General features: G+C 39.0%; 27 protein-coding genes and 1 pseudogene. 5 read left to right on the forward strand and 23 right to left on the reverse strand.

The window, feature by feature from the left end:
- Positions 1–10: 10 nt before the first annotated feature.
- Positions 11–1,396: an amino acid permease gene (locus SSAL8618_RS06735; RefSeq protein WP_038676324.1), complete on the reverse strand. Its 1,386-nt coding sequence runs from the start codon at positions 1,394–1,396 to the stop codon at positions 11–13.
- A 325-nt stretch (positions 1,397–1,721) separates the two neighbouring features.
- On the opposite strand from SSAL8618_RS06735, the gene SSAL8618_RS06740 reads away from it, so the two are divergent.
- Positions 1,722–4,868, forward strand: a complete 3,147-nt coding sequence (locus tag SSAL8618_RS06740) for a KxYKxGKxW signal peptide domain-containing protein (protein WP_038676326.1) — start codon at positions 1,722–1,724, stop codon at positions 4,866–4,868.
- A 339-nt stretch (positions 4,869–5,207) separates the two neighbouring features.
- Positions 5,208–6,338, forward strand: coding sequence for a hypothetical protein (locus SSAL8618_RS10635; RefSeq protein ID WP_038677021.1), 1,131 nt, complete (start codon positions 5,208–5,210; stop codon positions 6,336–6,338).
- A 70-nt stretch (positions 6,339–6,408) separates the two neighbouring features.
- On the opposite strand, the gene SSAL8618_RS06750 is transcribed toward SSAL8618_RS10635, so the two are convergent.
- The 5 genes from SSAL8618_RS06750 to SSAL8618_RS06770 all read right to left on the reverse strand — a co-directional run bounded on the left by SSAL8618_RS06750 (position 6,409) and on the right by SSAL8618_RS06770 (position 10,520).
- Positions 6,409–7,173, reverse strand: a complete 765-nt coding sequence (locus SSAL8618_RS06750; protein ID WP_038676329.1) for an amino acid ABC transporter ATP-binding protein — start codon at positions 7,171–7,173, stop codon at positions 6,409–6,411.
- A gap of 11 nt (positions 7,174–7,184) precedes the next feature.
- Positions 7,185–7,871: an amino acid ABC transporter permease gene (locus SSAL8618_RS06755; RefSeq protein ID WP_038676331.1), complete on the reverse strand. Its 687-nt coding sequence runs from the start codon at positions 7,869–7,871 to the stop codon at positions 7,185–7,187.
- 3 nt (positions 7,872–7,874) lie between these two features.
- Positions 7,875–8,567, reverse strand: coding sequence for an amino acid ABC transporter permease (locus tag SSAL8618_RS06760; protein ID WP_038676333.1), 693 nt, complete (start codon positions 8,565–8,567; stop codon positions 7,875–7,877).
- A gap of 69 nt (positions 8,568–8,636) precedes the next feature.
- Positions 8,637–9,503, reverse strand: a complete 867-nt coding sequence (locus SSAL8618_RS06765) for a transporter substrate-binding domain-containing protein (RefSeq protein WP_038676336.1) — start codon at positions 9,501–9,503, stop codon at positions 8,637–8,639.
- A gap of 18 nt (positions 9,504–9,521) precedes the next feature.
- The gene (locus tag SSAL8618_RS06770; RefSeq protein ID WP_038676338.1) at positions 9,522–10,520 is read right to left on the reverse strand and encodes a uroporphyrinogen decarboxylase family protein; all 999 of its coding nucleotides are present in this window, start codon (positions 10,518–10,520) and stop codon (positions 9,522–9,524) included.
- Between the two features lie 382 nt (positions 10,521–10,902).
- On the opposite strand from SSAL8618_RS06770, the gene SSAL8618_RS06775 reads away from it, so the two are divergent.
- Positions 10,903–11,385 (forward strand): glutathione peroxidase, encoded by a 483-nt coding sequence (locus SSAL8618_RS06775; protein WP_038676340.1) that lies wholly within the window; start codon positions 10,903–10,905, stop codon positions 11,383–11,385.
- A gap of 104 nt (positions 11,386–11,489) precedes the next feature.
- Here the strand turns inward: SSAL8618_RS06775 and SSAL8618_RS06780 are convergent, their stop codons facing one another.
- From SSAL8618_RS06780 to SSAL8618_RS06840, 13 genes and pseudogenes are all read right to left on the reverse strand, one after another.
- A complete protein-coding gene (locus SSAL8618_RS06780; protein WP_002888017.1) occupies positions 11,490–11,750 on the reverse strand; it encodes a SemiSWEET family transporter in 261 nt (86 codons plus the stop codon).
- Positions 11,751–12,045: 295 nt separating this feature from the next.
- A complete protein-coding gene (locus SSAL8618_RS06785; RefSeq protein WP_038676343.1) occupies positions 12,046–13,191 on the reverse strand; it encodes an FtsX-like permease family protein in 1,146 nt (381 codons plus the stop codon).
- A 3-nt stretch (positions 13,192–13,194) separates the two neighbouring features.
- On the reverse strand, positions 13,195–13,875 hold the full coding sequence (locus tag SSAL8618_RS06790) for an ABC transporter ATP-binding protein (RefSeq protein WP_004182281.1): 681 nt from the start codon (positions 13,873–13,875) through the stop codon (positions 13,195–13,197).
- Positions 13,872–14,447 (reverse strand): TetR/AcrR family transcriptional regulator, encoded by a 576-nt coding sequence (locus tag SSAL8618_RS06795; protein WP_038676346.1) that lies wholly within the window; start codon positions 14,445–14,447, stop codon positions 13,872–13,874. Before SSAL8618_RS06795 ends, SSAL8618_RS06790 begins: the two co-directional genes overlap by 4 nt.
- A 148-nt stretch (positions 14,448–14,595) precedes the next feature.
- Positions 14,596–15,519 carry an aldo/keto reductase gene (locus SSAL8618_RS06800; RefSeq protein WP_038676347.1) on the reverse strand — a complete coding sequence of 308 codons (924 nt, stop codon included), beginning with the start codon at positions 15,517–15,519 and terminating at the stop codon, positions 14,596–14,598.
- A 265-nt stretch (positions 15,520–15,784) separates the two neighbouring features.
- Positions 15,785–16,589 (reverse strand): annotated as a pseudogene (locus tag SSAL8618_RS06805) (DUF3169 family protein).
- Positions 16,586–16,795, reverse strand: a complete 210-nt coding sequence (locus SSAL8618_RS06810) for a helix-turn-helix transcriptional regulator (protein ID WP_008534987.1) — start codon at positions 16,793–16,795, stop codon at positions 16,586–16,588. Before SSAL8618_RS06810 ends, SSAL8618_RS06805 begins: the two are co-directional and overlap by 4 nt.
- Before the next feature lie 5 nt (positions 16,796–16,800).
- Positions 16,801–17,115: a FlxA-like family protein gene (locus SSAL8618_RS06815; protein WP_038676348.1), complete on the reverse strand. Its 315-nt coding sequence runs from the start codon at positions 17,113–17,115 to the stop codon at positions 16,801–16,803.
- Positions 17,116–17,606: 491 nt separating this feature from the next.
- Positions 17,607–18,209 (reverse strand): nitroreductase family protein, encoded by a 603-nt coding sequence (locus tag SSAL8618_RS06820; RefSeq protein ID WP_021143929.1) that lies wholly within the window; start codon positions 18,207–18,209, stop codon positions 17,607–17,609.
- Positions 18,210–18,338: 129 nt separating this feature from the next.
- Positions 18,339–19,199: a VOC family protein gene (locus SSAL8618_RS06825; RefSeq protein WP_038676349.1), complete on the reverse strand. Its 861-nt coding sequence runs from the start codon at positions 19,197–19,199 to the stop codon at positions 18,339–18,341.
- Between the two features lie 133 nt (positions 19,200–19,332).
- Positions 19,333–19,782: an Rrf2 family transcriptional regulator gene (locus tag SSAL8618_RS06830; protein WP_014632939.1), complete on the reverse strand. Its 450-nt coding sequence runs from the start codon at positions 19,780–19,782 to the stop codon at positions 19,333–19,335.
- Between the two features lie 184 nt (positions 19,783–19,966).
- The gene (locus tag SSAL8618_RS06835) at positions 19,967–20,830 is read right to left on the reverse strand and encodes an alpha/beta hydrolase (protein WP_038676350.1); all 864 of its coding nucleotides are present in this window, start codon (positions 20,828–20,830) and stop codon (positions 19,967–19,969) included.
- On the reverse strand, positions 20,817–22,109 hold the full coding sequence (locus tag SSAL8618_RS06840; protein WP_038676352.1) for a PTS transporter subunit EIIC: 1,293 nt from the start codon (positions 22,107–22,109) through the stop codon (positions 20,817–20,819). The genes SSAL8618_RS06835 and SSAL8618_RS06840 overlap by 14 nt, the downstream gene beginning before the upstream one ends.
- Before the next feature lie 248 nt (positions 22,110–22,357).
- Here SSAL8618_RS06840 and SSAL8618_RS06845 point away from each other — a divergent pair, with 248 nt between their 5' ends.
- Both SSAL8618_RS06845 and SSAL8618_RS06850 read left to right on the forward strand, forming a co-directional pair.
- On the forward strand, positions 22,358–23,278 hold the full coding sequence (locus SSAL8618_RS06845) for an ABC transporter ATP-binding protein (protein WP_038676354.1): 921 nt from the start codon (positions 22,358–22,360) through the stop codon (positions 23,276–23,278).
- Between the two features lie 4 nt (positions 23,279–23,282).
- Entirely contained in the window at positions 23,283–24,038 is a 756-nt protein-coding gene (locus SSAL8618_RS06850) for an ABC transporter permease (RefSeq protein WP_038676355.1), read from the forward strand.
- Positions 24,039–24,089: 51 nt separating this feature from the next.
- Here SSAL8618_RS06850 and SSAL8618_RS06855 read toward each other — a convergent pair whose 3' ends face one another.
- From SSAL8618_RS06855 to SSAL8618_RS06865, 4 genes are all read right to left on the reverse strand, one after another.
- Positions 24,090–24,539 carry a DUF4352 domain-containing protein gene (locus SSAL8618_RS06855; RefSeq protein WP_257001902.1) on the reverse strand — a complete coding sequence of 150 codons (450 nt, stop codon included), beginning with the start codon at positions 24,537–24,539 and terminating at the stop codon, positions 24,090–24,092.
- Positions 24,505–24,663, reverse strand: coding sequence for a hypothetical protein (locus SSAL8618_RS10560; RefSeq protein ID WP_155274349.1), 159 nt, complete (start codon positions 24,661–24,663; stop codon positions 24,505–24,507). The genes SSAL8618_RS06855 and SSAL8618_RS10560 overlap by 35 nt, the downstream gene beginning before the upstream one ends.
- A gap of 146 nt (positions 24,664–24,809) precedes the next feature.
- A complete protein-coding gene (locus SSAL8618_RS06860; protein ID WP_038676357.1) occupies positions 24,810–25,685 on the reverse strand; it encodes a sensor histidine kinase in 876 nt (291 codons plus the stop codon).
- Positions 25,685–26,368 (reverse strand): response regulator transcription factor, encoded by a 684-nt coding sequence (locus tag SSAL8618_RS06865; RefSeq protein ID WP_014632931.1) that lies wholly within the window; start codon positions 26,366–26,368, stop codon positions 25,685–25,687. The genes SSAL8618_RS06860 and SSAL8618_RS06865 overlap by 1 nt, the downstream gene beginning before the upstream one ends.
- Positions 26,369–26,496: the final 128 nt, after the last annotated feature.

The raw sequence follows: 26,496 nt of genomic DNA on the forward strand, positions 1-26,496 counted from the left end.
CGTTTTCATCTTAATACTTAGAATGTTTGTAACCGTAAAAGGCATAGATAGCTGACCCAATTAGCACTGCCAAACCAAAGGCTAACCATGTCTGCCAACTGTACTGACTCATAAAGGAGAGGCAGACGATAATTGAAATAATGGGCAAGACAGGAACAAATGGAACCTTAAACTCTTCCTTCTGTGGCAAGCCCTTGTCCTTACGAAGAATAATGAGGGCAATAGCCAAGAGGACCAAATAAGCCAAGGTCGCAATGTTAACCAAGGACGCCATATTGGCCAAAGAGAAGATACCTGCTGAGATAGCTGACAAAGCACCTGTCAAAAGTGTCGCATGATGTGGAACCTTATTAGTCTTTGAAACCTTTTGGAAGGTTTGAGGAAGGAAACCATCACGCGCCAGGCTATAAACCATACGGCTAAGAGCATAGGCCATTGAAATACATACCGTAATTAAGGTCATAATAGCAACCACTGATACATAGTTGGCCGCCCAAGAAATACCGATATAGCGAAGGGCATAAGCCACGGCATCATCAACATTCAACTTGGTATAGTGAACCACTCCTGTCAAGACCAGCGAAACCACTGCATAAAGTGAAGCTACGATAATCAAGGCAAGAACGATACCTCGGGGAACGTTCTTTTGCGGCTCTTTAATCTCGTCTACTGTCATAGAGATAGACTCGAAACCAAGGAATCCAAAGAACATGAGGGAGGCACCTGCCATTATTCCTGTCTTTCCTCCATAAATTTGCCCAAAGCCAAATGGTGCAAAATCTGCCCAGTTGCTAGGATTCAAATGGAAGAGCCCCACTAAGATAAAGACCGTCAAGGCTGAAAATTTGAGCACTACCAAGAGGGAGTTCAAACGCAAAGCCTGCTTAGAATTCATGAGAAGAAGAGCCGTCACCAAGACCAAGACCAAGACTGGCAGGAGGTCAATGTAAGTGCCTTGACTGGGATTGAAAGGTCCACTGATGGCTTGAGGCAACTTAAGACCAAAGCTAGCTAGTAGCCCCTTGAGGTAGGCACCCCAACCAGAGGCAACACTGGATACGGCATTCATAAAGACAATCATGGTCAACCAGCCACCCATCCAGGCAGGATACTCCCCCCAGACAGCATAGAGATAACCATAAACACCACCGGCTGATGGATAACGTGAGGCAAACTCAGCAAAGAAAATCGCTGACATCCCAACACACACGGCTGAAATCAAGACCGAAATAATCAGGGCAGGACCAGCCAGAGTCGATGCTGCGGTACCAGTAATCGTAAAGATTCCTGTACCAACCATAGCACCGATTCCCAGAAGGACCACATCCCTAAGGGTCAGATGTCGTTTCATCTCAGTCTGAGCGAGACCAACATCCTTTTTACGAAAAACACTCATTTTTATACTCCATTTTTTGCGAAATACCTAACTATTATACCATATTTCTTGGTCTAAATGCGCCTTTTTCTGTATTTTTATACTTTTATTGTTGAATGCTATGCCGAAAATGAGAACTCCCATTTATTGCTTTTTAATTTTACATACATCTCGATTAAAAGGGGCTTGCTAAAGTGGTCCTTTAGCATTCTTTTTTGTTTCTCAAATCCTTCTCTCGAAAGAATTTTCAATTTTTAGAAAAAACATGAAAATCTTATGAATGCGTTTGATTCTTCTAATGAAAGATGTTAGAATTGGGTCATTAAAAAGGAAAAGGGGAACTTTTATGGAAAATAAAGTTCATTTTAAACTTCATAAAGTGAAAAAACAATGGGTTACCATTGCCGTATCTGGTTTGGCACTTGGTGCCTCATTGATTGGCGTTGGTGTCTCTGCCAACGAACAAGCTGCAAATCAAGTCACCTCAGCTAGCACACCTGAAAGTGTCAGCCAGGATCCTGATCTTGTCGTCACAGAAACAACTGTAGATACGACAAAAGCTGATCAAGTCGCAACCAATAATGCAGCTGATACAACTGCTACTGTTACAACGGAAAAGCAGCCAGTCCTTAAAGAAGACCAAGCAAGTAGCACTTACAATTTGTCTAGTGGCGAAACGAGAACTGCTACTTCAACTTCAGAAACAGCTAACACAGCTACTGACGTGAATAGCCAAGCACCGAAATCTGTTGAAACTACAGTCGTTTCTGGTGGTCAATTCAATAGTGATGCTGAGGGCAACTGGTACTACCTTAAAGACGGCAAAAATCTGACAGGTGCCCAAAACGTTGACCATTTCGACCTTTATTTCCACGAGGATGGCAAGCAAGCCAAAGGGGAGATTATCACTGAAAATGGACAATCTTTCTACTATGACAAAGCCAATGGACGTAAGGTAACCAATACCTCTATCAACATCAATGGTCAAGCCTACAATGCTGATGCCCAAGGTCGTTTGACAGCAGTTCTACCTGAAACGAACAAACGTAACCAGTTTATTGAAGACAACAACCACAACTGGTATTACCTCGGTAAAGATGGGAGACCCGTCACTGGTGCACAGAACATCGATGGCTTTAACCTCTACTTCCACGAAGATGGCCGACAAGCTAAAAACGAAATCGTCACTATTAATGGTGATAGCTACTATTTCGATAAAGACAATGGACGTCGTGTAACAGGTCGCCAATATCTTGATTATGCAAACCATAAATACTTTGGTTATTACTACTTTGACAAAGATGGCAAGATGGTAAAAGATGACTTCATCACTGAGAATGGCAATCTTTACTACTTAGATGCTACTGGTAATCAACCTGATTCTGTCTTTGTCTCAGATAAGTCGGGCAACTGGTACTACTTCGACAATTACAAGGCAACTAAAGGCTTCTCAGCCCCATTTGGTTTCCACACCGAATTCCTAGACCGTAGCCAAGTTGACTACAAGACAAGCGTTCAAAACCTGAACGGACAACAGTATTACTTTGATCCTAAGACTGGTATTATGGTAACCAATCGCTATGTTTCTGACGACAAGGGTAATTGGTATTACTTTGGTAAAGACGGTAAAGCGCTTCATGGCTTTCAAACGGTAGATGGTAGCCTTCACTACTTCAATGATAGTGGTCAACAAGTCAAAGGGGACTTCCTTTACTACGATAACGATATCTACTATTTCGACAAAGACAATGGAAATCCAGTAACCAACCAATTCGTTAATAGAGATAACTCTTGGTACTACTTCGGAGCTGATGATAAAGCCGTGTCTGGTTTCCAAACCATTAACGGACAGAACCTTTATTTCCACGAATATGGTGTCCAAGCCAAGGGACAACTGGTTACTATTGACGGCAAAACCTACTACTTCGATCCAAATACAGGTGACAAGTGGGTTAATCGCTCACTTACCTTAAACGGTACGGTCTATAACTTTGATAGCAATGGTGTGGCGACTCTTAAAACTGCTCAAACCTCAAATCGAAATCAATTTGTTAAAGGTAGCGATCAAGAATGGTACTACTACGACGCTAATGGTAAAAAGGTCACTGGTTTACAAACTATTAACAAGGACCTCTACTACTTTAACGATAAGGGCCAACAAGTCCGAGGTGCTTTCTTCACCATAGGTGATAAACACTACTTCGCCAGCAAAGACACCGGTGCTGTTCTTCGCAACGCCTTTTATCATGATACATCCACTGACCATTACGGTGACTTCTCTGAAACAATCTACTACGCAGGAAGTGATGGTGCCTTCAAGACAGGTTGGTTTGAAGTTGATGGCAACCGATACTACGGTAGCGACTATTCTGATAATGATACCTCTAAAGGAAGTCTCTACACAGGAGTTGTCAACTCTCAGCTCTTTAGCACAGATGGAAAACTCTTGACAAACGGTCTATATCCTGAGTTCAAGCGTACTGGTGAAAATGATTATGAACTTAAAGACGTCTATATCACAGATACTGATGGTAAAATCAAAGAAGGTCCTTATCAATATGATGGTAAGATTCTTGGATCTAAATATAGCAGTGTCCGACAATCACAATGGTCAACTATTGACCAATGGGACATTCTTAATGGGCACCTCTACCATTTCGACTCAACACCAATGACCTTCACAGCACCAAATGGCCAAAAAGTGACCACAAACGTGGCCATTGCAACAACTAACAAGGCCCTTACTTATCGTGGCGTAACCTTTAATTTTGATGCCAAGGGTATTGATGCGACAAAAGAAAAAGCCATCCACTTTGACCAATTGCAGACGGATCGTAGTGGCACAAGTTATCTCTATGAAAATGGTCAAAAAGTCACTGGCTTGAAGACCTTTGATGGCGTCAGTTACTATTTCTATGAAGATGGCCGTCAAGCCAAAGGAACAGAAGTCACAATTAACGGTAAAACTTACCAATTCGACCAACTGACTGGTATCATGACACGCAACGCCTTTTCAAAATCATACAATTATGAAGGTTCTCCACGCTATCCATACTACCCAACACGCTACTATGGCAACGATGGAGCTGCGCTTACCGGTTGGCAAACCATCGACGGCAAGAACTACTACTTCCGAGCTAGTGGAAACCTTGAAACAGGACGTTTTGTCATAGGAGACAGAGCCTACAATACCGATGACAATGGTGTAGTTGCTGACCGCAAGGGTGAACCTGCCTACCGCAATCGTATCGTCTACGATAAAGGTGACAACTATTACTACAATGACAAAGGTGAGAAAGTTACCGGCTTCCAAGAAGTTGACGGCAAAGTCCTTTACTTCGACGCTGATGGCAAACAAGTCCTTGGACGCTTTGTCACAGTTGATAACTACACCTACTATTTCGATCCTAGAACAGGGGAAAGATACACGAACCGCTCTGTCCTCATCGACGGTAAACTCTATACCTTCGATAAAGATGGACATGTGGTGTGATAAGATAATATGAGATGAAACCGAGACATACGTCTCGGTTTTTTTGATACTAAAATTATAGGCTAGGAGGACTCTAGCATCCTTTCTTATTTATTGATGTTTTCTGATTATAATATTTTTATTAAATAAAAATATTACTTTTATGAATCTCTACAAAATCATAAGTAGACCTAATTTTTAAATATAATAGTACATTAATACTCGTAATATACTATTGTTATCATGTTTTTAAATTATTTTAAGTATCAAACAAAATATTTTCATTTGCGTTCTTTAATTTTTTTGACTTTTATAATAACCTCTGTTATAATCATGATATATCAAGGAGGATTAATGAATATGAATAAGAAATTACATGCCACTATTGGTCTTAGTGCTGCAATTTTAGCACTTGGACTATCATCTACTGCGCTTGCAGATGAACAAGAAGTATCAGTAAGTCTTCCCGCTACAGAGGCTCTTGATAACACTTCTTTTGAAAACCTAGTTGTTGAAAACATCCCTGCTTCAGCCCTTGATGTCAATCTGGCTAACGAATCCGCAAGCACAGCTAATCCTGCAACTGAGGTTAACTCAGCGAGCACTGCTGTTCTTAGTGAGGAAGTAACTGCACCTAAACCAGCAATTGAAAATACAACTCCTGTAAATCTTGAAGAATCAAATTCAGTTGTAAACACACCAACAGTTGATGAACGCGTGTCAGAAGTTCGTATTCATCACATCCGTCGAACAACTGAAGCAAGTTACTCACAATTCAGCTCTCAAAAAGATGTGCTTTACGCAACGATTAAAACTCCTGCTTTTACTGAATACGACACAGCTACTTTTGCGCCAGCAACGGTTACCGATGAAAACGGAAAAACATGGTATTTTGCTAAATACGACGACATGGTACTTAACAATAAGAGTAATTACGGCGCACCTAAAAAAGGGATTGCTTCAAGTCCTATTATTGATGTTACCTACTTCTATGATGATGTTGACCTTGCGCCAACTGTCGCGCAACAAGCCCGTTTTATTGATGATAAAGGACAGGAAATTGCTCCAATCAAAGTCAACATGGTTAGACGCGATATTGATTTAGCTTACTACGCCTATTTCCCTACTGCTCCTAAAACAATCCAGGCAAATGGTAAAACATATGAGCTACAATTAATTGATGACCAAGAAATTAAGTCACACAAAATTCGTATCTCAAATACTGTGACAATCACTTATGTTTACAAGGAAATAAGTGAAGGAACAGCTGAAAAACCTGTAACACCAGTTACACCAACAAGTGCTAAAAAACTTCGTCTTCCTAAAGGTAATAACGGTGTGAAAACACGTATCCCTGTTAACTACAAACACCAAACAAATTCTTCAAACCAAGGAACTACAAAATTACGTCTCCCTAAAGGGAATAATGGTGTGAAAACGCGTGTACCGGCTAAAAAGAACACTCCTATTCTTTCAGTAGACTACCTATAAGCAATAAAAAAACAAAGACTAACTAAACTCGTCTTTGTTTTTTTCATTCCTATTTAATTCAGTAGATTTTTTAAATCATATATTCCAAATCATAACTAGCATCAGAAAGAATACGTGCCAAAAATTGTTGTGTACGTTTTTCTTTTGGTCTGTAAAAAATGTCTTTTGGACTCCCCTCTTCGATGACATGACCGCCATCCATGAAAACGACATGATTAGCTACATCTCGTGCAAACCCCATTTCATGAGTAACAACCACCATTGTTGTTCCTTCATGAGCAAGTTGTTTCATGACATCCAGAACATCCCCAACTAGTTCTGGATCAAGGGCCGATGTTGGTTCATCTAACAAGATAACCTCCGGCTTAACTGCTATAGCCCTGGCTAAACCAATACGTTGTTGTTGTCCACCTGAAAGTTGTGATGGGTAGTAATCTTTAAAATCCAGAAGACCAACTTTTTTAAGTGCTTCTTCAGCAATCTGGTGCGCTTCACTTTTAGGAACTTTCCTAGCAATCACTAAACCTTCCAAGATATTCTCGATGGCAGTCTTGTTTGCAAATAAATTGTAGTGTTGAAATACAAAAGCTGTCTTCTTTCGGATATCTAAAATATCTTTCTTTGATAACTTATCCAAAGAGTAGTCCTTACCCGAAATTGTTAATTGACCTCCATCTGCTTTCTCCAAATGATTAAGGCAACGTAAGAAAGTTGTTTTTCCTGAACCTGATGGTCCCAAGATGACAACCACATCTCCCTGTTTCACTTGTAGATTAACATCAACAAGAACCTGACGATCCCCAAATGTTTTTGATATATGTTTAGCTTCTAGCATAGTGACTCCCTCTATGTAAATTGCAATTTTCTTTCTCCAAGGTTAAAGAGAACTTGAATGATACCACAAATGATTAAATATAGAATGAAGATGACAAAATAAGATTCAAAATATTGATATCCATATGCTGCTTCAACTCGTGCAATTGCGGTAATATCTTTTATCGTCATAACAAAGACAAGTGACGTTCCTTTCACAATATTGATAACTAAGTTACACAAATTGGGAAGAGCAGACTTAAGTGCCTGAGGAAAAATGATTCTCAGATAAGCTTGTCTTGTTGTTAAACCTATGGCTTGTGCAGCTTCTAGTTGACCTTTATCAACAGTTTGTAATGCTGATCGAATGATTTCCGATAAACTTCCTGTCGTCATCAAGCTATAGATAATAAAAGCATAGTAAATCGGATTAACTTTGAAGACATCTATGTGACTCCCAATTCCCTTAAAAAATTGATTTAACAAACTAGGGAATAAACTATAAAAAAATAAAATTAACAGAATTGGAGGTGTTGCCCGAATAAATGCAAGATAAACAATTGAAAAAGTCTTGACACCTCTCAACTTATAAATCTGCCCTAAAGCGAGAAATAAAGCAGGTAGAAAACTCAATAAAATTGCTACAACCATGATTCCCAGAGTTACCGGAACACCATATAAAGCCTTGATAAAGGTATCTATAATAAAAGTAATATTCATTTTTTACCTCTCTTTTACACTCAATTGTTGTTCTGTTATCCTAGAAATCAACGATAGAATTAACGCTATTCCCCAATAAACAAGGGCAACAGTTGTATAAGTCTCCAAAGAATAGTTTCCTAAATGGCGACTAATCAAAAGATTCCCTTTGCCCATAACATCAATAAAACCAATTGTATAAGCCAAAGCTGCATCGCGCATAAGATTAAGTATAGCTGTTGTAATATTTGGTAAAGCAACCTTAAATGCTTGAGGGGCAATAATTCTTACAAAGGTTTGTTCAGAAGTAAGCCCAATACTAAGCCCAGCTTCTAATTGTCCTTTAGGAATTGCTTGATAAGCCGCTTTAAACACTTCTGATATCATTGCTGAGAATAGGAGAACCATGGTCACAAGAACGAATATCAATTTGGACCAATTATTAATATCTAATCCCAACCACCAATTAAGAAATTCTGGAACTCCGTAAAATACCAAGAATAATAGCACAATAGGTGGGGTACAGCGTAAGATAAAAACATATCCCTTAGCTAAATTCTCCAAAGCTTTATCCTTGGAAAGGCTTGCCCAAGCAATTAATCCTCCTAATAACGACCCAAGTAAAGTCGTTAATATGATAACCAATAATGTCATTGGTAAGCCCTTTATGACTTCAGGTAATGCTCCAAAAACTTTTGAAATGTCATAATTGACCATATTTTCTCCTAACTAAACTCACTTCAGAAGCTTATCAAAACATCATACTTTTACGACGTTACAATTTACTTATTTGTCTACGTATGAGAAGACATCCTCACCAAAGTATTTTTTAGATAACTTTTCAAGTGTACCGTCTTCTTTTAGTTCCTTGATAGCCTTAGTATATTCTTTTGAAAACTCTTCGTTCTTACTATCACGATGGAAGAGTGGGTAAGTCGGAATGCCTTTATATGGGAACCAAGTTAACTTGTCCGCATATTGATGATAAGCACCATCTTTATCTGTCACAGCCTTTTCAAAAGATAATTTAATATCAAAATAAGCATCATAACGATTTTCCAAAACCCAAGCATAGGCATCTGAAACTTGGAAAGATTCAGCAGACGTTAACTCGATTGGTTGATCTTTATGGTCTTCGTTGTAGTCTTTGATAACATTCCACTGAGCATTTTGTGGTGAGATTGGCACCAATCGACCATTTTGTTTTGCAAAATCAGAGATATTTTTATATTTATCTTTATCATCCTTACGAATGGTAAATCCAATAATACTTGCTCCAATTGGATCTTTAGGAATAATAAATTTTTTAGCACGTTCATCTGTGTACCACGCACCCTTAGTACCAATGTCATATTTACCTGACTCTAAACCAATCAAAAGATCATCATCACTTGTTCCAGTATATTCAAATTTGTACTGTGGAAGCTTTTTATCAATTTCCTTTAATACAGCTACCTCATAGCCATCAGAATTACCATCCTTATCAACAAAATCATAAGGAACATAGTTTTGAGTATGGGCAACTTTTAATGTTGTTACCTTTCCAGAATCTGATTTTGCTTTTTTATCTCCTGTTAAGCTACGTCCAATAACTGTAGCCCCAATAAGCGCTACAACAACAGCTCCACCAATAATCCATGTCTTTTTACTCATATTAATCTCTCCTTTTTCTTACAAAATTGCTGCTTCACGTACCCATTCAATACGCTCATGGTTAATATCACTTGGAATCGTGCAATCAGCACCAATGATTAATCCATGGGTTCCAGTATCAGCAATAATCTCCCTAACCTTTTCTTGAATAGCTTTTTTAGTTCCAGTATATAGAAGACCGTCTTTTCCATTTTCAAATCCTCCAAGAACAGTGCGACCTCTAAAAATGTTAAGACCTTTTGCCAAACTAATTCCTTCAGGACCGACCGCCCAATTAACTACCTGAGCAGGATAATCTTTAAAGAGTTCGATGTTATTACGGGCTCCTTCGTATCCGCAAATATGTAGAATATTATGTCCTTTAGCTCCATTAGCTGCTTCTAAAACCTTTAATTCACTTGGAGCAATAATTTCTTTATAAATTTCAGTGCTAACTCGCTCATCTTGAATACTTTGAACACTTAGGTAAATACCATCAGCACCTGCTTCTTCAATCACCCTCTGACTAAGACTCGCAATGTCTTCGCCAATAACATCTAAAACATGCTTCAAAGCTTTTCGGTTTTCCACAATGTAATCTGCGATAAGATTATCGCCACCTGAAACTTTTCCAACTAACCATTTTAAATAAGTGACCGGAGCGAAGATATTGTAAATTGCAACAATATCTTCAGGAAAATCAGCAATCAGACTTTTTACAAGTTCGACTTGTGCAGAAATCCAAGGATGATTTGCACCTAAAGGTTCAATCGTTTGCAAATCACTGATTGACTTAAAATCTTTAAAAGCAGGTTGTGGGTATGCGAAGAAACCATCACTCATCAATTTAACAAAATCAGGTTTAACTTCTTCAATAAATTTTTTATGACCAGCTTTATTTTTATCAATAATTTCTGGATTTTCAAAACCATGTAACCACTCGTCTTCAGTAGTAAAATGATGCCAAAATCCTACTGGGACACGATCAACACTTTCTCCACGAAATGCTTTCAAAACCAACTCTCTTTTTTCTGACATAAGAAACTCCTTTTCTTTTATCCTAAAATCAACAACTCAATGAATTCACCTAAAATACTATAATCTCTTATTATCATTGGTTGCTTCAAAACTGAATGACATTATCTTATCAGAGATTATCACATCCGAAAAATAAAGAAATGTTATCCCTAGCCATAAATAAAATTTATGATATAGTAATCTAAATTACGTTAAATCCTATTGTTACTTCCTTTAAGCATATATCCCTACATAGTATTATTACCATCAGTTATAAGTAATTCTTAACACCAAGATAGAGAATTACTATCACAAACATAATTTAGTCTCTAGTCTTCCTGGAGAATCACTTCTCTAACTAACTTTGCTATAATAGTCTCAAACAAATAAAAGGAGATTTTCTATGACATCCTTATACGATTTTACAGTTTCAGATCAAGCTGACCAACCCGTGTCTCTCCAGGACTATAAGGGCAAGGTCGTCTTAATCGTCAATACAGCAACAGGATGTGGTTTGACGCCACAATATCATGGCTTGCAGGAACTTTATGACAAATACAAAGACCAAGGATTCGAGATTCTTGATTTTCCTTGTAATCAGTTTATGGGGCAGGCACCTGGTAGTGCTGAGGAAATCAATAGCTTTTGCACCCTCAATTACCATACAACCTTCCCACGGTTTGCCAAAATCAAGGTCAATGGTAAGGAAGCAGAGCCACTTTTTGAGTGGCTTAAAAAAGAAAAATCCGGACCCCTTGGGGCTAGAATTGAATGGAACTTTGCTAAGTTTCTGATTAACCGTGAAGGTAAAGTCGTAGAACGCTTTTCTTCCAAAACTGATCCACTAAAAATGGAAGATGCTATCAAGCTTCTTCTTAATAGCTAAAAATAAAACGAGAGTAAAACTAGAACGACAATCACTGACTGTCGCTAGTTCTGCTCTCGTTTTCTGCGTTAAAAAAATAGTATAGAAAGAAATTTCGCTTTATTTTAGAACAAAGCTGTCAATGCTGTAATCAATCCAAAGATGATACCTGGCGCATTTGCAGCAGCAAGGGGAAGGTCACGTTCTTTTTTAAAGAGACCATAGTAAACCCAAAGGCTACAGTTGATAGCCGCTACCAATGGTTGGATAAAGTTTCCTTTATGACCAGACAAATTGTCCATGATTTGTGGTACGTATGATACATACATCATAACTGACATGAAGGTTGCCACCCAACCAAGGGTTTTCATTTGTTTATCTGACATTCGAGACTCCTCTTTCATAAAATTCTTTCTGCCTTGTACATCTAGAAATATTACAAGGCATGTTTTAATGCACTAAAATTAAAACAGTGTCTATCTTACGCTTTAACAATAGAGAATGCAAGAATTTCGGGACAATGTTAAGAAGATGTAAACTATCACAAGATTGTGATAGTGCATTTAGTCTCTTATGTAGCGTTTTCATAGTAGAAAAAGACCTCTTTAAGAGGTCTAAAGTCAATGAATCTTCTATTTTTTCTCATTAAAAAGCACTGATATTAAGGATTACTGTCATAAATCATTCAGCTAAGAGTACTTCTTTGATGGTTTGCTTTTGGAGTTTTCTGTTGGATAGATAAAAGAGGCTTTCGTAAACCACAGCAAAGCCAAGCGAGGTCCAGAAGCAAACATTCCAATCAAAGTTATGCTCAATCTTTTCAGGAACCGTATCTTTAATCACACCAATCAAAATTTCCATGATACCGTATTGATAAGCCGTCCCAAGAACAAATCCTAAATAGGCCCAAAAACGATAGGGAGCGAGAATATGATTTTGGCATTCACGATTGGTGTAGCCAAAAGCCTTCATCAAGGCTAAGGTTTCGCGACTTTCTGAGACGACAATCCCCAATGACAAAAAGAGAATCGAGAAAGAAAGAATTAAGCCAATCATAATCATCATGGTTTGGATGATGTCATCTGTGTAATCTCTTAAGCCAAAGGACAATTGAACCATGGCTGCAAAACACATGGAGCCAAAGACTACAAAGAACAAGATAGATTTTCTCCCCCAAATCAGTGACGAAGACAGCTCTTTTAAGAAGGATTTGTCTTTCTTGAAAGCCCTCTTTCTCCTTTTGACCTTGATCGGACTTGGGGACTTTTTCAATAAGCGAAGAGCCGGCGTTTGTAGTTGTCTTCTAGCATAACCAATCGCGAGAACCATAAAGAAGGTCGTTGGCAGGATCACCAAAGTAAGCAAGAGCTGCCAGTGAAAGTGAATGGTAATTTCTGGCAAAATCCCCTTCTCATTACGGAAGTCGTAAAAATGTCCCATCATGAAAAATGAAGCAAAATAGCCAAGAAGCGCTCCAGCTCCAAAACTAAGTCCAAAAGCCCAAAATCGTTTAGCCAACTGGCCATTGCTATAGCCCAAAGCCTTTAAAATCCCTAATTGTTCCTTGTGGTCATCGACAAATTGTTTGATATAAAAACACATGAGAAGGACCGACGTCAAGGACAAGACGACTCCACTGACCATGGCCACCATCCAGGAAAGCGCAACCTGGGCATCATAGTAGGTCTGAATCATGGGATTGGTTTTAGAAATCTCCAACTGCTCGATATCCAAGTAAAAATTCAAGAAGAGATTGGCCACAAAGACCGCACAGGCTCCAATGATACTGACGACAACTAATTTTCGAATATCTTTTACTGAAAACATGGCTTACCATCCAATCTCATAGGCAGTCTGAGGCTGATCATTGGTCACAACTTCGGTAATCTTGCCACTATTGACACGAATGATGGTTCTAGCCATATCCGCAATATTTTGGTTGTGCGTCACCATGATTAAAGTGAAGCCCAGTTTTTCCTTCAGTTTCCAGATATAGTCGAGAATCTTGCGTCCTGTTTCTTCATCAAGGGCTCCCGTAGGCTCATCTAAGAAAAGAATCTCTGGCTTTTTGGCCAAGGCCCGAGCAATGGAGACTCTCTGCTGTTCCCCACCAGACAATTCACTCGGATACTTGTCCAGCTTATCGCCAAGTCCCAAATCCTCGATAATCTGCAAAAAATCATGATTGTTTGCCAGGTCAGCTCCCATCTTTACATTTTGTCTAACCGTTAGATTAGGCAATAGATAATACTGCTGGAAAATAAAGGCAATCTTCTCCCGTCTAAAGGCTGTCAATTGAGCATCCGTGAGTTGTGATAAATCTTGTCCTTGAATAAGGATATGCCCCTCGTCTACCTTTTCTAAGCCTGACAGCACATTTAAGAGAGTTGATTTCCCCGATCCAGAAGGGCCGAGGATAACCACATCATCCTGGTCTTGAATCTGCAAATCAATCCCTTTTAAAACCTTGGTTTGGCCGTAACTTTTGTGCACATTTTCTAGTTGAATCATTTCTTTCCTACCATTTCTTTGATGAGAGATTGACAAACCTCTGTCAGTAATCCAATCACTTCTTCCATGCCGAACTGATAAATACCAGAAGCAACCATAGAGGCCATCCCGTGTGAGTAGATAAATAGATGCTGGTATAAGCGACCAGCCTCCTCTACAGTCAAAGGATAGTCTGCAACGATCGAATCCAGAATCAATTGGTAACTATGATCCTTCATGGGAAGAAAATCTTGAAAGCGACGAATCGGCTCTTTGCTAGGATTTTGGAAAAGCAATTGAAATAGTTGGGGCTCTTTTGAGGCGAAAAGGATATAAGCAACCCCGACAGATCGAAAAGGCTTTTCATCTTCTAAGGCCTTGCGAATATACTCCACCACGACCATCTCCGCAGCACCAATAACCTCTGCTTGTAACTCAGCCATATTAGCAAATTGCCCAAAAATGACTCTTGGTGTAGCTCCCAGTTTCTCCGCTAATGCTCTAGCTGTCAAACTAGACATGCCCTGTTCGCGTACCAATTGTAAAGCTGTCCCAATGATAGCCTCTTTACTAAATTTAACCTTGGGTGGCATAAGACTCCTTTCGCGCAACATTCGTTGCGCAACACTTGTTGCATAAAAGATATCATAAAAAGGAAAGGCTTGTCAAGAAAAAACTGAAGACCACAAAACAAAAAACCAGACTACCGATTAGAGTGGAATCTGGTTTGATAACAAGATTCTAAGGCAAATCATTTCCTGCAGCCAGGTAGATTTGGTACCATTCCTTGCGCGTCAAAGTGACTTCTGCTGCTTTCGCTGCTTCAAGGACATGCTGTGGCTTGGTTGTTCCGATGACCGCCTGCATCTTACCTGGATAACGAAGGACCCAAGCAAGGGCGATGGCTGTCGGTGTGACTTGGTATTTTTTCGCCAAGTCATTGAGGACGTGATTGAGGTCCGCAAACTCTTCATTGCCGACAAAATTTCCCTTGAAATAGCCATGCTGGAGGACAGACCAGGCCTGAATCACCGTATCGTTTAAGCGACAATACTCAAAAACACTGCCATCTCGCACAGCTGCTTTTGGCCCTTCCATATTGACATGAAAACCAGCATCAAAGCTCGGTGTAAAGGCAGCACTCAACTGCAACTGGTTGACCTTGAGAGGTTGTTTGACAGCCGTCTTAAGCAATTCCATCATCATAGGATTTTGATTGGACACCCCAAAATGACGGACCTTTCCCGCTTGCTCCAAGTGATTAAAAGCTGCCGCCACTTCTTCAGGCTCCATGAGGGCATCCGGTCGGTGAAGGAGAAGACTATCCAAGCGTTCAATCTGCAGACGCTCGAGGATGCCATCGACAGAGTCCAAAATATAGTCCTTCGAAAAATCAAAATAGGTAAAGCCATCTTTGCGAATCCCACACTTAGACTGAATCCACATCTGATCACGAAGATCAGGACGACGTTTGAGGACCTTACCAAGAAGCTGCTCACACTGTCCATTGCCATAAATATCCGCTAAATCAAAGGTGTTGATTCCAATCGACAAGGCTGCCTCCACCAAGGCCTCCACCTCATCTACACTCATCTGACTAATCCGCATCATCCCAAGGACAATGGTTGACAAGCGCTCATTTTTAGCAAAATCAATATACTTCATCTCTGTCTCCTTTTCTGTATCTCTATTGTAGTGAAAAGGGTTTCAAAAATCAATTGCGAAATAAAAGACCCTCAGTTTCAACTGAGGGCTTAGAGAATAAACGATAGCTAAGGGAAAGTTTGATAATCTCCCATAATACCTAAGATTAAAGACTGATAACACACCCATTGATTCTATCTAAGGAAATGAAAGATAAGATTTTCAATAAGAAGGACTCTCTATCACTTCCAAAAGCTTTTACAGATTTCTAACATGGATGATACCTTTATTCTTTATAATAACGTTTGGTAATCTTGTATTGTGAAATAAGTATATAAATATAGATGATGGATACAACACTCAAAGCCAAGAGGATATCTGTCTGGAAGGCAATCCCAATAATTAAGAGAACAAGGAGAAGGCTCGGCAAGATATAATTGCTTAACTTGACGACCACTTCGAAATTTTCTTCGTAGCTAATCTGCTTTTCTGCTTCAACCATCATACTCATCATAAATTCACGCACTTCCTTGGCATTGGCATTGCGGGGAATCGGTTTCCCGTAAACCAAGTTAAAGGTCTTTCGATAGAAGATACCCACTAGGAAAAATAGGACAATTAAGGCAAGAAAAAGATAGTGCATGGTAAAAGGTCCAAAGATCAAAGCCAAGTTCCTTGTGGCAGGTTTATCCATAGACATCAATTGACAATAAAAGATGATAACTAAAAAGTATGGCAAGATTATGATGCCTTTAAAAATGGTCGCTAAACCATACAGTTTATTCTTTTGAATTTCATAGTGATAGGCCTCATCTTCGTCATCTATTTGGAGCATTTTTTTGATGGACTTTTCTCGCATGAATCAGCAAGGCCATCGTGAGTATAAATACGATCAGGAATAAAACTGCAGAACCCAAATAGAATACTTCTTTACTAAAGAAAGATTGAATTTCAATTGGCTTTTCTGATCCGAACATCCCTGTCAAAACTCCAAGACCTCCTCCAATCAAGCCAGAAGCAGTCATCAAACCTATATTTCTCCAAAAACGGTAACGTGGAGATCTTTTTTGTGGTTGCTTTTTCATAATCATTCCTCTTCCTCTACTAGACTAAAAACATTTTCCACAGGCTCTTTGAAAATCTGGGCGATGGTGATGGCAATAATAACCGAAGGAGTATATTCCCCCCGTTCCAAGAGACTGATGGACTGACGCGAGACCCCTGCTAGCTTGGCTAGCTCAGATTGGTTGAGCCCATCACGCGCCCTCAACTCTTTCAGACGATTTTTTAATCTCATGATGACTACCTCAATTGCTGAATTAATTCAACATCTTCAATACGAACTAATTTTGTCACCCTATGTTGTTTAATACCCCCACGGCTTAATTTAACCCAATCTTCATCAAAATCAACAATTTTCCAATTACTTCCAAAACCATTTAGTCTAATACTGACCGTTTGCCCTTTCAATTCTTCTAAAAGTCTAGACATTTCTTTATTTCCTTTCAATTGTTTTTCCAACCCTTTGATACGTTTGTTCAATCTTTTTATCTTCTTCTCTGAGCCCGTATAAATCAGAAACAGAAGTGGAATAAAAGATAGCCAAATATATTTCATCGTAATTTCTCTCCTTCCTTCGTCTAAAACTATTGTAACGCTTCTTTTTATTTTTGACAAGCATCTTTGTCAAAAATAAAAAGAACATTGTCAAAATTATTGAAAATAAGATATAAGTAGCTCACCTTTTCAAACCTTTTAATGTATCTCTCCTTCGATAAACGACTTGGAAAAATTGATGTATAAGATGCTGTTAAGAAAGCACCCAAAACCAAATAATTTCAGATAATCAGAAGTTTGGAGAACTGTCTTAACCTGAGCCTAAAAATTAAAAATCGAGGACTCAAACTTTACTCATGGAACTTCGGAGAAAATCGCTGACATTTGCTATCACCTAAGGAAAGTTTCAAAATTCACGCTATACATTTTCTTGGGCATTACTAGTTTTGAAATAGAAAAAACTAGCAAGAATCTTCAATCCTGCTAGTCATTTGTCTTATCATTATAATTTTGTTCAGTCAGTACATAACCAACTGACTAAGTTAAGGTGATTATTTGTCTCCAAAAACTTTGAAACGGCCTTCTGTTTGGATGTCCTTATCTCCTGCTGGTGCGACGATTTGTCCAAATGGTGCTTGGGCACGGAGCTTCCAGTTAGCTGGGATATCATATTTTTCAGCCAATTGGGCATCAACAAGTGGGTTATAGTGTTGCACGTTCATGCCGATATTCTTCTCAGCCAAAGCCAACCATGTTGCATAAAGAGCGATTCCGTGACCTTGTTCTGACCAAATTGGGAAGTTATCTGCATAAAGTGGGAATTGCTCTTGAAGGCCTTTCACCACATCTTGATCTTCATAGAAGAGGATTGTTCCCTTAGCTTGGGCAAAACCTTTCAAACGTTCTTTTGTTCCCTCGAAGGCTTCTGCAGGTGTCACTTTTTCAAGCTCTGAATAAGCAATCTCATTCCAGAAGGCATCTGATTCTTCATCCAGCAAGATCACCACACGTGATGTTTGTGAGTTGAAAGCTGTTGGTGTGTTAAGGACAGCTCCTTGAATAGTATCAATCAATTCTTGATTTGAAAGTTCCACATCTTTTCCCAATGCATAGATAGAACGGCGTTTTGTTTGTAAATCTGTAAAGTTTGTCATCGTTATTTCCTCTTTATTTGTGATATATGTTAATTGTTAAAATTGTTAAGTTTATTTGTAATAACTTTGATTACAATAACCATTATAGACCTTTCAAATGTAATGTCAATGGTTACGACTAAAAAATCACTAATTATTAATATTTTTTCTTACCCGTGTCAAAATACCGTCATTATCCTCGAATGTTAAGGCATTAGAAGATAACCATTTGACCTCGGCTCCACGATTATTAGCACGCTCTGCAATAGCAATCAAATCTCCCTTGTCTTCTACTTCAAGGACGTAATAGGCAAGACCGGGCATATCTTCTTCACGTTTTGCCAAGTCCTTTCCACCCCATTCATTGACCGCCAAATGATGATGGTAATCGCCTGAAGCAATCCAACTAGCACTTGGAATAGTGAATTTATCTGCTAGCTCCAAAACTTCCTGATAGAAAGCTGAAGCTAGCTGACTATCCTTGACTGATAAATGAATATGTCCCATTCGGGTTTCCTCAGCAATGACAAAAGGTTCAACCTTGCGTCCCATCTCGTAAATTTCTTGGGCTGAGAGTTCTTCTGTTACCCCAACAATGCGACCGTCCTCACGAATATCCCACTCAGCGACTGGCTTATCTCGATAGAGCTCAATACCATTGCCCTCAAGGTCTTCCAAATAAAGAGCTTCACTATAACCATGGTCAGCTGCACCAACAAAAGGATAGTCCAGTTCAGCAATATGTTTGAAAACATCAGCCAGATCCTCGCGAGACGGCAACAAAATCGCCATATGGTAAAGACCGTAACTGGACTTGACCGCTTCTTCACGATTAGTTTGAATCAAGTGGACCAAAGGCTTGTTTCCAGATCCCAAGATAACCTCTTTTTCCGTTTGGGAGAGGACTTCAAGACCTATAATCTGTGTATAAAAGGCTGTCTGACCAGCCAAATCCTTAACATTTAGCACTGCCTCCGCTAAATAAATCTTACTATTATAATCGTATGTCATCTGATTTTCTCCTGTGTTGTAATCTTTTATATGACAATATTATACTTGGTTTAATTGTAATGTCAATTATTACAACTAAGAAATAAAAAAGAAACCGAATAACTTTCGATTTCCTCTATTTGCTGACTAAAAATCAAGCTCCGGCTTCTTTCCAGTTTGCCTTGGCATCTTTTAAAATACCAGCCAAGGTTTTCTTTTCAAGCTCTTTTTCCATTGCCATTTGAACGTCTTCTAGGCTTTGGTCCAAGATTCCATGAATATTTCGTCCTACTGGACAGGCTGGGTTAGGATTGTCATGGAAACTAAAGAGTTGACCACTTGGGCCGATGCTATCCACAGCACGATAAACCTGAAGAAGGTTGATTTCTTCTGGGTCCTTGAGCAAGCTAGCTCCACCTGTTCCCCTTTGAACTGAAATTAAGTCTGCTTTCTTTAGTTGCGACAAGGTTTTGCGGATAATAACAGGGTTAACTCCCACACTACCAGCCATAAAGTCACTGGTTAACTTAGTTTCATTTCCCTTATTTTGTGCTATAAGAGTCAAAATATGAACGGCAATGGTAAAGCGACTTGGAATTTGCATATTTGGGACCTCTCATTCTTCTTTGCTATTTTACTTGATTATAACAAAAAGAAAGTTGTAAAACAAGGAGTTACAACAACTTGAAGAGTCAATCTTATCACTAAAAAAGATAGAGCCATTATAGACTCTATCTGATTGTATTTGATGATAAACAACTAGAACTGATAAGCTATATTATTCTCACTTACTGAGGCTCTAGTTTGGTCTTTTGTTTCTTACGGACACCCTGCCCCTCAATATGCTGTTTGACCAGATCCACAACTTCATCATTGGTTGGCAAGTCCGAGTGCTGAGCATCTTCACCTGTAACCGTAATTTCAGTATAGCTCTTTGCTTGGTTCTGATAGATATATTTCCCAGCGGACACACTGGCATCAGGCACCAACTCGTCCGAATCATAAGTGATAGTTCCTGCTACCGAATAGACATGTAGGGTGGACGGAATATTCTTCTTGCCAGCTATGAAATCCGCAAGCATGACTGATTTATTTTTGATATTGGTTTCAGTGAAATTATAGGGCGTCCCGATAGTCATGAGTGAGTTTATCTTAACATCATAGTCACTCAGATAATTTTCAATAAAGGCTGTATAAATCAGACCACCATTGGAATGGGCCAGACCTTTAAAATTATTGAAATTGTATTTATTCTGCAAGGCTTCAAAGGCCTGATTCATCATCTTAGCCTGTTTCTTGATATTACTATAGCCATCTTTGTTATTTTCAAATCCGATAACAATGACTGGTTCGTTGTCCTTAGCCTTGATTTTGCCCTCAAAGGTAATACGACCATTGTTCCAAACCTTGACCTTGAGGAGGCTATGCTTAACCCCATGACGGTCTTGATTGAGCTTACGTACCAAGCCATCAAAACGATTTTCTGTAGCGGAGCTCCCTGGAATCATGATAATAGGAGACAATTTTGAATTATAGAAAGTCTCGATTTCCTTGACATTTTTCCTGGTCCAACTATAAGACGGAACAGCCAAACCAATGAGAAAGACCGCAACAAGGATAAAGGCCAATTTCGTTTTTTTACGGAACTTCATTGCTTTCTCCTTCCTCTTTCAAACCGTGTTGCACCTTATTAGACAGATGAACAAAGGGAATAAAGATTGCAACATCAATCGCAAAACAGAGCAGGCTAACAGCAAGTGCCCGCAGGCTACCACCAGTTCCAATAAAGGCGTAAAGAAGGCTCGGCGTGCCATCTGGTACAGGGTAAACTGCAGCAGGCATAAGACGAATAGCCAAAGCCACCGCAGCTATTCCCATATTAACCATAGGTGCTAGAAGAAAAGGAATCAGGTAGACCAGATTTAGTAAGACTGGTATCCCTACCATTAAGGGGGCCCCATTATTAAAAAGACTAGGGAAAACACTAAGAAGACTAACCTTCTTATCCTTAAAGCTGGTTGATTTTAAGAGTAGAGCTACCAAGAGAGCCAGACCTGATCCAATACCAGCCACCAAGCCATAACTATGATAAAGATTTGTTAGTGTGTAAAGGTGGGGGAGCCCAGTCGTCGTATGATGGGAAACAGCATAGGTCAAATTTTCCAAGGCAAAACTATCATCGGCAATTGAATTTAGGGCAAAAGCCTGACTATTTCCAATCCAAGCAGAAAAAGTGTTCAAAAGTCCCATCATAAAGGTTGAGAACAGGTGATTATCAGTTACAGTAAAGGTAGAGGTAACCTGCCTAATCGTCAGAAAAACATTATCTTGCTCTCCAATCACAAAGAGAATGTTAAGTCCAATAGCTAAAATGAGTGACAAAAAAATGGGACGGACGGTCTTTGGTTGATAAATATAGTCCTTGTCCACAATCTGATCATCACTAGCTCTTGAAAAGCGAAAAATCTGGCCAACCAGATAGCCCACAAAGATAGCCAACATAATGTTGATTGAAGCCGGTAAATTGATGCGAGTCAAAACACCATCGTTTAGCGGTGACAGCAACAGTTCCTGCGATCCTATAATTAAGCTAACCAAAAGGGATGTCACACCAGCTGTACCAGTACTTCTACCATAGTGACCAGCTGTGTATTTTCCTGCAAAGTAGGTTGATAAGGGCCCGGCTAAGCCACCAAGAAAGTTGGAAAGATTAATGAGCACCTGCCCAGTTATCTTAAAGGCCGGTAACCAGTCAGAAACTGAAAACAATTGGTTAATATAACCAAGCTCCGAAAAGACAGATAGTGAAATCACCCGAATAATTCCTGAAAATAGGAAAAAGGGAAAGAGCGAAACCAAGGTTTTCTGCGTAATTTGGACGAAGCCTCGCTCACGAAACCAGAGAAACCTTTGGACCAAATAGTTTGTCATAAAAGACTCCTAGTAAAAGGCAAAATAAACTTTACATTCAACGATTTTCTTCATTATAACACAAAGAGAGAGGCCTTACCTTAATCGTGGGTTAAAGCACACACTATCAGAATTTAGTCACCACCATTTTCATGATTTCTTGAAAAATTTAAGAAATATTTGAGAATTTCTTGATGTTTATTTAATGACTTTATACTACAATAAAGATGAAAAGAAAGCGGTATCAAATAAGCGAAAGGAGGCTTATCATGAAAAAGGTACTTGAGGTCAGACATCTGACTAAACGTTACGGCCAACACCTAGCACTCGACAATGTAAACCTGACCTTAGAAAAGGGTGAGGTCTATGGCCTTATCGGAAGAAACGGAGCAGGTAAGACAACACTGATTAAAGTCATCACTAAACTCATCCGCCCTAGCCAAGGCAGTATTTCCCTCTTCCACTCTACCTCCAAATCAGAGTGGACTCACGCACTGAAACGTGTTGGTTCTGTGATTGAAACACCAGTTGCCCTGAATCATCTCAATGCACGTCAAAACCTACGTTACTACTGCAAGATTCATCACGTTCCAAATCCTGACAAGGTCATTGATGAGATCCTTGATACAGTTGGACTTGGACACACTGGCAAGAAAAAATTTCGTAGTTTCTCACTGGGTATGAAGCAACGTCTAGGTATCGCTATTGCACTGATTGCAAAACCAGACCTACTTATTTTAGATGAACCGATTAATGGTCTCGACCCAGTTGCTATCAAAGAATTCCGCCAAATGATTAAAAAATTGAGCGAAGAGCAAGGTATGACAGTTCTCATCTCTAGCCATATCTTGTCTGAACTCTATCAAGTTTCAACCCGCTTTGGCATTATTGATCACGGTCACATCATCCGTGAAATCACTAAGGACGAATTCGAACATCTCAGCGAAGACTATATCGTTCTTAAAACTAACCAATTAGCCCTGGCTAGTCGCATTCTCCAAGACCAACTCCATCAACACTTCAAAGTGGTTAACAGCGACAATGAAATTCATATTTTTGACAAATCCCATGTTATAAAGGCAATTGTCAAAGAGCTGGTTAAACAAGAAGTTGACATCGATGAAATTTACTACAAACGTCAAGACTTAGAAAACTACTTCACACAACTAGTAGATTCAGAAAGGAGGTAGAGCCATGTTACACACTATTCACGCCGATTTCTATCGACTCTTCCGTTCTAAAGGATTTTGGATTTCTGAAATTATCCTAGCCCTAAACATTATTTCTGGTGTCCTATTGGGAGGCACAGGGCATGTAGGCGTAGAAACTGGGGCAAAACAAGCCGTTAAAAGCGCCTCTTCGTGGACCGGTGTCGGATCACTGATTAATTACTCTAGTAGTATCTCCATGACAGTCCTCTTCACTTTAATTGTGGTCTCTATCATTTTGGGTGTTGATTTAGCACAAAAATTGTACAAGAATAATCTCACCTCTGGCATTTCACGGAGCGGGTTCTTCTTCGCCAAGGCAACCGTCATTGTAGCTATCACTTTAGGACAACTCCTCCTGTCTTACGGCCTTGCCTTTGTTCTAGGTACTCTTTGCCACGGTCTTGGAACTGTACCTGATCACTTTGTTAGAAACTTTGCCTTAACTTTCCTTCTCCAATTCTTGTGTAATCTAGCTTGGGTAAGTCTGACCACGGTTGCCCTCTACCTCACACATTCTATCGTGACAACCTTTGTGACTTACACCCTTGGTTTAGTAGCTTTAACCGTACCAGCAGCAATCTTCCCTAAAGTAGAAATTTTGAAATACTTGTCACTCAACTTTAATTACGGCATGACTGCAGATAAAACTATCATTCAAAATACTGCGATAGTGGCAGTAGCATTTATCCTAGCATTCACAACACTCAGCTTGATTACTTTTGAAAAACAAGACTTATGAGAACAAAAATAACATCGTGCACGCACACGATGTTATTTTGATTTTTTGTTACTATTCGTTGATTGTCACAAATGCTTTATTTGAGTTTCCAAATCCAGCATCAACTTTTAATTTCAAATTAGTATCAGAGATTGTATCTGGATTCAAATCAAAAACAACATTACCAGTCACTTCATTTTCTGGATTAACACTGGTAAAGAAAAGATTTGCATCATCATTTGCATAGATTCCTGCGGTTGAATCAGTTTTATACTCTGTTTTATCTTTAACTAACTTAAAGTCAGAATCAGATACTGTAATAGCCTTAGTACCGTTATTTTTTACAGTTACGTTTAGAATAAGATATGAACCTTTTGCATTCATACCAAATTCGCCACCTACATTTTGTGCGACTTCTTTAGAATGAATTGTGTATTCTACATCTGCAATTTTAAAAGTTTCTGACATCTTATAAGTAGGAATGTCCTTACTTTTTTTTATTTTTAAATCCAAAAATAACATTGTTATATTGATAATCATTATCAGTTTTTGCAGAAGCACTTGTTTGGTTCATTAGAGAAATAACAACTGCACCGACTAAGAATCCTGATAGAACGATAAATTCTAAAAATTTTACTTTTTTCATTAATAATTACCTCCGTACATTAATTATATCAGATAAATTAAAATAATTATAGTAAAAATTAAATTATCTTTACATTGTAATTCTCTAATTTTTGTTTTTTCCTAAAAGTCACAAAAAAAGATTATAAAAACATAAACTTTATGTTTTCATAATCTCACAGTTAAATAGAACCATTCATTCTCATAGGCCAGATGCAACTCACCCCCTAAGACTTGGACTAAGTGTTCGGTGATATAAAGTCCAAGTCCAGAGGAATCCTCGGTGTCTGACAGGTTTTCAGAGTAAAAGCGGGTCGTTAGTTGGTCCAGATGCTGTATCGGCTGTTGTACCATATTACTAACTGACAAATAAATGTCATCTTCCACTTTCTCTAATGTCAGTTGAGCTTGAGTCTTACCGTGTTTTAGAACGTTACTGATAATATTCTGAAATAGGCGGTCAAAAATATCAGCATCCATTTCACATCGGATGTCAGGGGCTACTTGAATATCTAGTGTAATCCCTGTCTCCTGAAACATGTCATAGTAAGGCAGGATAGACTTAACCACAAGTTGAGAAAAGTCCAGGTCTTGAAATTGTGGTTGGATAGCACCCTCTGTTAATCGTCGATATTCCAACAAGGCTTCCAAACGCTTTGAAACAGTCATTAGATTTTTAGAGATCTTCTCCATAGCCATGTCATCTTCACTACTACTTCGAAGACTTTGCTGAGCATAGCCGCTGGCTACTGTCAGTGGCGTTCGTATATCATGGGCAATATTACTGATAGCCATGTCCATGGTTTTCTTTTCCTGAAGAGCGACAAGCTTAGTCTTTTCAATTTGGGTAAAGAGAGACTCAACCTGATTGGTTAGGGTGACTAAAGATTTTGGTTGGTTTTTAAGAGTAATCCGTCTATGACTTTCTTCAACTAGCTTTTCTTCAATCTGCTTTGAGAGAGATTTCACAGCCAAATAGTAACGAACTAGACAGGTAGTCGCTCCCAGAAGAAGTCCTATCAATACAATAAGCAGTCCTTCCATCAGTCTTCTCCTTTAAGTCGCACACCTAAGCCCCAAATCGTTTCGATATACTCCGTACCCGCATCCACTTGGGCTAGTTTCTTACGTAGATTACTCAACTGTGCATTCAATGTATTATCACCTGATAGATAAGGGGCTTCCCAAACCGTCTCATAAAGGTCCTCTTTAGTAAAAATTTTCTTTGGATTTTGAAGGAGTGTGTGGAAAATTTGAAACTCTTTCTTACCCAAACGAATGACTTTTCCCTGACAGGAGACTTCAAAACTGTCTGGGTTTATCGTGATATTTTTGACTTGATAGATGTTATCAGGCTTACTACTTCCCTTGCTGTGTTCACGTAGTTGAACCGAGACACGCGCATAAACTTCTTCAAGATCAAAGGGCTTAACGATATAATCATTTGCACCATCAAGTAAGTACTGGCTAATCAAGTGCTTGTCACCCAAGGCTGTCAGCATAATGACAGGAACAGAGCTTCTTTGCCTGATAAACTTAAGCACTTCTTCGCCACCCTTACCCGGTAACATGATATCTAGGAGAACCAAATCAATCTCTTGACTTTGAAACAAAAGCTCTCCTTCGGTCCCAGAGTAGGCTTGGATAATATCATGTTCTTCAGAAAACAAGTTAAAAAGAATATTCTGGATATCCTCATTGTCTTCAATCTGTAAAATACGTGCCATGTCTTAATCCTCCAATGATACTACCAATTGTATACGCTCACTTTTTCTTTCATCTTAACAAAAAGCCAAATTAATGACAAGGTGCATTATGAGTTATTGATAGCATAAAAGGAAAAATAAAAACCATA

This window comes from Streptococcus salivarius (assembly GCF_000785515.1).
In the GTDB taxonomy this organism is placed as follows: Bacteria; Bacillota; Bacilli; order Lactobacillales; family Streptococcaceae; genus Streptococcus; species Streptococcus salivarius.